The 6,382-nt window shown below is 30.9% G+C and carries 7 protein-coding genes; 5 read left to right on the forward strand and 2 right to left on the reverse strand.

Going from position 1 to position 6,382, the window contains the following annotated elements; all coding sequences use genetic code 11:
* The first annotated feature begins 172 nt into the window (after positions 1-172).
* The 5 genes from ACP5FO_RS08185 to ACP5FO_RS08205 all read left to right on the forward strand — a co-directional run bounded on the left by ACP5FO_RS08185 (position 173) and on the right by ACP5FO_RS08205 (position 4,205).
* The gene (locus tag ACP5FO_RS08185; RefSeq protein ID WP_428110760.1) at positions 173-355 is read left to right on the forward strand and encodes a hypothetical protein; all 183 of its coding nucleotides are present in this window, start codon (positions 173-175) and stop codon (positions 353-355) included.
* Between the two features lie 3 nt (positions 356-358).
* Positions 359-1,576, forward strand: a complete 1,218-nt coding sequence (locus ACP5FO_RS08190) for an SLC13 family permease (RefSeq protein ID WP_428157350.1) — start codon at positions 359-361, stop codon at positions 1,574-1,576.
* 200 nt (positions 1,577-1,776) lie between these two features.
* Positions 1,777-2,148, forward strand: a complete 372-nt coding sequence (locus ACP5FO_RS08195; RefSeq protein ID WP_428157351.1) for a PepSY domain-containing protein — start codon at positions 1,777-1,779, stop codon at positions 2,146-2,148.
* Between the two features lie 69 nt (positions 2,149-2,217).
* Positions 2,218-2,886 carry a response regulator gene (locus tag ACP5FO_RS08200; RefSeq protein WP_428110763.1) on the forward strand — a complete coding sequence of 223 codons (669 nt, stop codon included), beginning with the start codon at positions 2,218-2,220 and terminating at the stop codon, positions 2,884-2,886.
* On the forward strand, positions 2,883-4,205 hold the full coding sequence (locus ACP5FO_RS08205) for a sensor histidine kinase (protein WP_428110764.1): 1,323 nt from the start codon (positions 2,883-2,885) through the stop codon (positions 4,203-4,205). Before ACP5FO_RS08200 ends, ACP5FO_RS08205 begins: the two co-directional genes overlap by 4 nt.
* On the opposite strand, the gene ACP5FO_RS08210 is transcribed toward ACP5FO_RS08205, so the two are convergent.
* Both ACP5FO_RS08210 and ACP5FO_RS08215 read right to left on the reverse strand, forming a co-directional pair.
* Entirely contained in the window at positions 4,202-5,296 is a 1,095-nt protein-coding gene (locus tag ACP5FO_RS08210) for a hypothetical protein (protein ID WP_428157352.1), read from the reverse strand. The two genes, ACP5FO_RS08205 and ACP5FO_RS08210, sit on opposite strands and share 4 nt — an antisense overlap.
* An 80-nt stretch (positions 5,297-5,376) precedes the next feature.
* A partial coding sequence (locus tag ACP5FO_RS08215; RefSeq protein WP_428157353.1) for a HoxN/HupN/NixA family nickel/cobalt transporter occupies positions 5,377-6,382 on the reverse strand: 1,006 nt, incomplete at its 5' end.

Raw genomic sequence — 6,382 nt, forward strand, 5'->3', positions numbered from 1 at the left:
TAATATATTCTAATTCAATTAGTTTGTCAAGGGGAAAGGAAAGAATTTTTTTGGGGAAATAAAAAAATCTTTTAAATAGCTATAAAATAAGGTTTTAAAACTATGTCCATTTAAAATATATTGAAATTTTTGAAAATTTATTGTATATTTAAAAATAAATTTTGGAGGAGAAATGAAAGACAAAATTGTTGCGAAAGTAAAAAAAGAAAATGATAAATTACATTTGACATGCGAGGCTTTTGGTATCAGCGAGTACTGTATAGATGAAGAACAGGCAAAGGCAATTGTTGAATCAAAGGCACCAAAAAATGTTGAAATTGAATGGGTAAAAGATTATCTTGAAAACGATAAGTAAAATTTGCACTACATACCAGCTTTTTTAATTATCTGTGTATTTGCCTTAAGTTTAGTTAAAAAAATAGGCAAATTTACTATACATATCTGGCAGATTGCAATTGTTGCTGCGTTTCTTTGTATCATTACAAATCAAATTAGTCTAAAAGTAGCATTTTATTCAATAAATTTTGATGTAATATTTTTTTTGTTTGGTATGTTTTGTATTGGTGTATCTATAGAAAAAAGTGGCCTTGCAAAGTTTTTTACCAACTATACTTTGAAATATATTAAAAATATTGACAGTTTACTTTTATTTGTAATTTTATTTTGCGCTGTAAGCAGTGCCTTTTTAATGAACGATACAATTGCTGCAATTGTAGCTCCAATTATTCTTACGTTTGCAAAAACTTTGCAAGTTAATGTAAAAAAACTACTCCTTGTAAGCATGCTTGCAATAACAATTGGTGCATGTGCAAGCCCCATAGGAAGTCCACAAAATATATTAATTGTGAGCCATATGTCAGTAAATCCATTTCTTTTGTACTCTAAGTACCTTGTTTTGCCAACAATTCTCAATTTAGTTTTGCTTTTTTTGTATGCTAAATTTAGTTTTGAACAAAAAACTCTATACCCGCAAAATAAAATTGTAAAATTAAATGACAAAAGCCTTGCTGTGCTTTCAATTTACGCAATTGTTGTTTTGATATTTTTAGTTTTTTTAAAGGCTTTTTTTATTGAAGATATGCCTTTGATTTATATTTCATTAATACCTGCTACAATTGTCCTTTTACATAAAAAAAGATTTACAATTATAAAGAATGTTGATTATAAAACACTGGTTTTTTTTATTGGACTTTTTATTCTAATAAAAGCTTTCTGGAATTCAAATATTTTACAGGATTACATTTTAAGCTCACATATTAACTTAACCTCAACATATGTCATATTTGCTCTCACAACAATCGCCAGTCAATTTGTTTCAAATGTTCCTCTCGTAACGCTTTATCTGCAGGTTTTTTCATCTTATCATTTAAGCTGGCAACCATATCTTGCTTTATCTGTTGCAAGTTCAATTGCTGGAAATATTTTCTTGCTTGGTGCTGCAAGCAATATTATAGTTGCTCAAAATTTAGAAAAATACACAAATCAAACCATCACTTCTTTTGAGTTTTTTAAATATTCAATAATAATTACCACTATAAATGTTTCCGTTTATATGGCTGTATTTGCGATAATTTGATTGGATTTTTGCTAAAGTGCTTTTATACTAACAGGATCCATTTTTTAGCATTGAGATTCTACGCTTTTCGCAGAATGACTAGCCACAAATCGAATAGCGCCTTTTTTCGCTTTGCAAAAATTTATAAATTTTTAGCGTTCATATTCTGTTAATGTTGCATAAGTATAGTGTATTTTAAGATTTAAAATGGAGGTGTGTTTATGAAAAACACAAAAAAATTAGCGGCTTTGGCTCTTGGAGGTTTATTACTTGCTACATCTGCAGCAGGTATTGCAACAGCTAGCTCTCAACTAAATGGTTCAATCAAAATTACTCAAGACAATGAGGCCAACTATGCAAACCTGGCTAGTGTTAATATCGATCAAGCTGTTGCAAGTGCACTAAAGGCACAACCAGGTCAAGTCATTAAAGCAGGGTTAGAAAACGAGAATGGCTATTTAGTATGGGGAGTAGAAATTGCATCAAACAACCAGATTCATGAAGTTAAAGTTGATGCAAAAAATGCCAAAATTTTAAAAATTGAAAAAGACCAGCCAGACTCTCAAAAAGAAGGCATTGAAGAAAACGATTAATTGTTTTTTGGGGACACCTGTCCCCTTTTTTTCTTGAAAAATAAAAAAAGATGGGTTATTATGGCAAAAATGAGAATTTTAATTGTTGAAGATGAAAAAACTCTGGCTAATTTGATAAAACAAGGATTTGAAGAAGAAGGTTTTGCTGTTGATGTAGCATACGACGGTGAAGATGGCCTTTTTTTTGCACAAAACAATATATACGATTGCATAGTACTTGATATTATGCTTCCTGTAATCGATGGAATAACTATTCTAAAAAAACTAAGAGAACAAAACAATTCAACGCCAGTAATTATGCTTACTGCCAAGGATACAATAAAAGATAAAGTGCTTGGCTTAGATAGTGGATCAGATGATTATCTTACAAAACCTTTTTCTTTTGAAGAATTATTGTCTCGCACTAAAGCGATTATAAGGCGCAGGTATGCAACTTCAAGTCCGATTGTAAAAATTGTAGATTTAGAAATTGACACCGCTAAAAAAACAGTCAAAAGAGCAAATATACAAATTGAGCTTTCGGCAAAAGAATATGCATTACTTGAATATTTGGCTGCCAATAAAAATAAAGTTATAGATCGCACTACGATTATTGAACACCTTTACAATGAAGATTTTGAATTAGATAGCAATATTATTGACGTATTTATAAATAGAATTAGAAACAAAATTGATAGAAATTTTGATAAAAAATTAATCCATACAATTCGTGGCATGGGATACGCTTTAAAAGAGTGAATTCTATAAAATTTAGGCTATTTATATATTATTGTGCAATATCGTTTGTAATTTTTGGAATACTTGGCGTATTTTTATACTTTAGCCTTGAAGATATAGTATTAAAATCAATAGATAACGCTCTAATGACAAAAGCAAAAGCTATTGCAACGCTTATTAGCGAAGACGAAGGTATTAATTTTAAGTTTTCTGATGAAATACTAAAAGAATATTCAAAACATTCAAAACATTACTTTCAAATTATACACGGTTCAAAAATTCTAGAAAAATCTGCATCGCTGAATGGCGAAAGCCTTCCAGTTGTGACAGAAATTAAAACTGTTAATTTTAAAAATGAGCCTGTCCGTATAGTACCTTTTAGCTTCAAAATAAACAATAAACAATTTACTATTGAGTGCGCACAAGATATTGATGATAAGATTGACTTGCTTCAAACCTACCTTGGTATCCTTTCTATAGCTATTGTGGTGGCAATAATCTTGAGTGCTTTTGGTGGTTTAATCGTAGTAAATGCCATGTTAAAGCCACTCAAAAAAATATCTTTAACGATAAGCAAACTTTCAGAATCCAACCTATCAAAAAGTCATATTGATGAAAATGTAGCCAATGAGTTAAAACCACTAGCAATAGCGTTTAACAAAACATTTGCAAGATTGGACAATGTTTTTAATAAACAAAAACAATTTGTAGCAGATGTTTCTCATGAATTAAAAACACCTTTAAGCGTAATACTTATGGAAACAGAAATGGCTCTAAGAAAACAGCGAAAGATAGATGATTATATAAATACAATAGACCAAATAAAAAATAGTGCTCTACACATGAAAAGCATTATAGAAATCCTCTTTAAATTAATAAAAATAGAAAATACTCAGCTATTGGAAAAACAAACTTGCGATATTAAACAAACTATAGAAAAAACCCTTGGAATATTGAAACCACAACTTGAAAAAAAACATATAAATTGCAGCATAGAAGGCAACACATTTACTATAGAAGCTGACAAAACGCTTTTATTAGAGGTTTTTTTAAACTTAATAGATAACGCTGTCAAATATAACAAAGAAAATGGCACAATTAAAATTTCGATGTTTGCAACAAAAAGTGTTGAAATTTTAGATAGCGGTATTGGTATATCTAAAGAATCAATAGAAAATTTATTTGATAAATTTTATCGAGCGGATCCTTCAAGATCAAAAACAATTGAAGGCTTAGGTCTGGGCCTAAGCCTTGTTAAAGAAATTTTAGATTTACACAAGGCAAAAATTAAAGTCGAAAGTGAGCTAAATGCTGGAACAAAAGTAACGATTTTTTTCTAAAAATCATATTGTGCACTCAAAAAAAGCTGTCTTGCTCTGGACGTTGTTATATGTTTTGATTGATTGTAGTATTGTGTGGAAAATAGATCGTATTCTAATCTTAGCGTAGTGGATTTTGTCAGGTTATAGCTAATGCCTAAAAATTTGCCGTTTGCAGATTGGATAGCTTGGTTTGAGCTATTTAGGTCATTCATAAAGTTTAATTTATCAAAACCTCCATATAATCCCCAGTAATCATTGATAGTATAACTTGCCTCTATATTGTAAGCTCTAAAGCGCCTTGCAGCATTCGTGCTTGAATAACAGCTTGGTACTTCAGTCTCACTTTGAGCGTCACCTGATTCAATAAGCCCAACATAGTTTGTTGCACCTTTGCCATAAACAAACTCAGATTGAAGCGTAAGATTTTTTATTGGCAAACTTACTCCACTGCCGTATACATAAGGCCAATGCGAATATTTTGAATTAATATAGATTTGTTGTGTTTCCAAAAATGAGTAAACCCTGGCTTTTGAAGTTAAAAATGGAAATTCAATATCAAGCTTTGCACCAAAACCCGGCATTTTTGTTGAAATATTTTTTGATTTGGCTTCATCGTCCGTTAAAAAGAAACGGTTAAGCTGCTCTAAGGCAACTGTTGGCTTTAGTATAAGTTTGTCAGTTTCAAATTTACCATCAAGTCTAATCTGATCCGTTCCAAAAGGCCATGTCTGGTTAAAGCCCGGCATAGCATAGTAGTTATCAGAATATGTATTTAACTCACCAATCATGTTTGCTTTTCCTACAAGCAAAGATAAATTATTATTTATTTGGTATTTAAAATACGCTTTTAAAAGCCACAATGTATTGTTATCAGACTCAAAATCGCTTTCTATGTTTGCTTGAATTTTGTCGCTTTTCACATCTAAACCAAGCTTTGTTGTGCCTGTGTAAGTCTGAAACACTGTGAATTGATTACCATTTTTTAAACCATTATATGCAGTGTTTGCTGGGTAAGTTGGAGGTGGCAGTGTAAAGTTGTTATTGCCCCAAACAAAATACTGCTTTATTGAACCATAAAGGTTAACGTTAGAATTACTGACTACATCCATAGCCATTGTCTTTTGCAAAAAAATTAACAAAAACAATAAACCCAAAAATATAGAATATTTCATAACATCACCTTTAAAATCTAATTAAGTTTAATCTTTGCAAGCGCTTTCTTGTAATAAATGTATGCTGACACCCAGCTTAATATTAAAAACCCAACAATACTTAAACCCAATTCACTAAAAGGGATATTCTGGACAAATACAAAAAAAGGTGATGTTAAATTTAGCTCTGAAGATAATACCTGTATCCACTCAATTGTACCTACAAACAAAGCTACAAATACACTTGCTCCTGTTACAAATATATTAAAAAACAACTTTCTTATAACATCATTCATAGCCCAATCATAGACTTTCATCATTGCCAGACCATCAAGACTATCCATAAGGCTCATGCCTGCTGTGAATAAAAACGGAAATACAAGTATACTCCAGATTGGCATATGAGAGTTTTTTGCTAAAGCTGCAGAAATGCCAAGCACTGCAACTTCTGTTGCCGTATCAAAACCCAACCCAAATAAAAATCCAACAGGATACATCTGGTAGCTTTTGTTTATTTTTTTGTATAAAAAACCAAAAAACCTACCCATTAAGCCACGTTTATTAAGCAAATTATCTATTTCTTCGTGTTTGATATTGCCTTTTCTGTATTCTTTTGATAAATCATAAAGACTTTTTACGACAAGCAGATTTAAAATCCCAATAATTGTTAAAAACAACGCTGAAACTACAGTTCCAAAAATATTTCCGAAGTTTTTCAAAAAATCCATATGCGTCTGGATTGTCCTTGCAGCTATTATTAAGCCAAAAGACAGCAAAATCACAACTGTTGAATGACCTAAGGAAAAAAACAAACCAACACCCACTGGTTTTTGGTTATCCTGTCTGAGTTTTCTTGTTACATTATCAATAGCTGCTATATGGTCTGCATCAAATGCATGCTTTAGACCAAAAAAATAAGCAAGCAAACCTAAACTTGAAAGAATTGGGTTTAGTTTAACAAGGTAAAAAAAAGCACCCCATGCTACTAAGTTAAAAATAATAACAAATGCAAATAAAATATAAGTGCGTGACTTTAAAGACATG

The organism is Desulfurella sp., from assembly GCF_049977265.1.
Lineage (GTDB): Bacteria > Campylobacterota_A > Desulfurellia > Desulfurellales > Desulfurellaceae > Desulfurella.

Excerpts from the sequence above, each read along its gene's own strand:
- ACP5FO_RS08185 (WP_428110760.1), top strand. The coding sequence starts at position 173 with ATGAAAGACAAAATTGTTGCGAAAGTAAAAAAAGAAAATGATAAATTA.
- ACP5FO_RS08195 (WP_428157351.1), top strand. The coding sequence starts at position 1,777 with ATGAAAAACACAAAAAAATTAGCGGCTTTGGCTCTTGGAGGTTTATTA.
- ACP5FO_RS08200 (WP_428110763.1), top strand. The coding sequence starts at position 2,218 with ATGAGAATTTTAATTGTTGAAGATGAAAAAACTCTGGCTAATTTGATA.
- ACP5FO_RS08210 (WP_428157352.1), bottom strand. The coding sequence starts at position 5,296 with ATGGATGTAGTCAGTAATTCTAACGTTAACCTTTATGGTTCAATAAAG.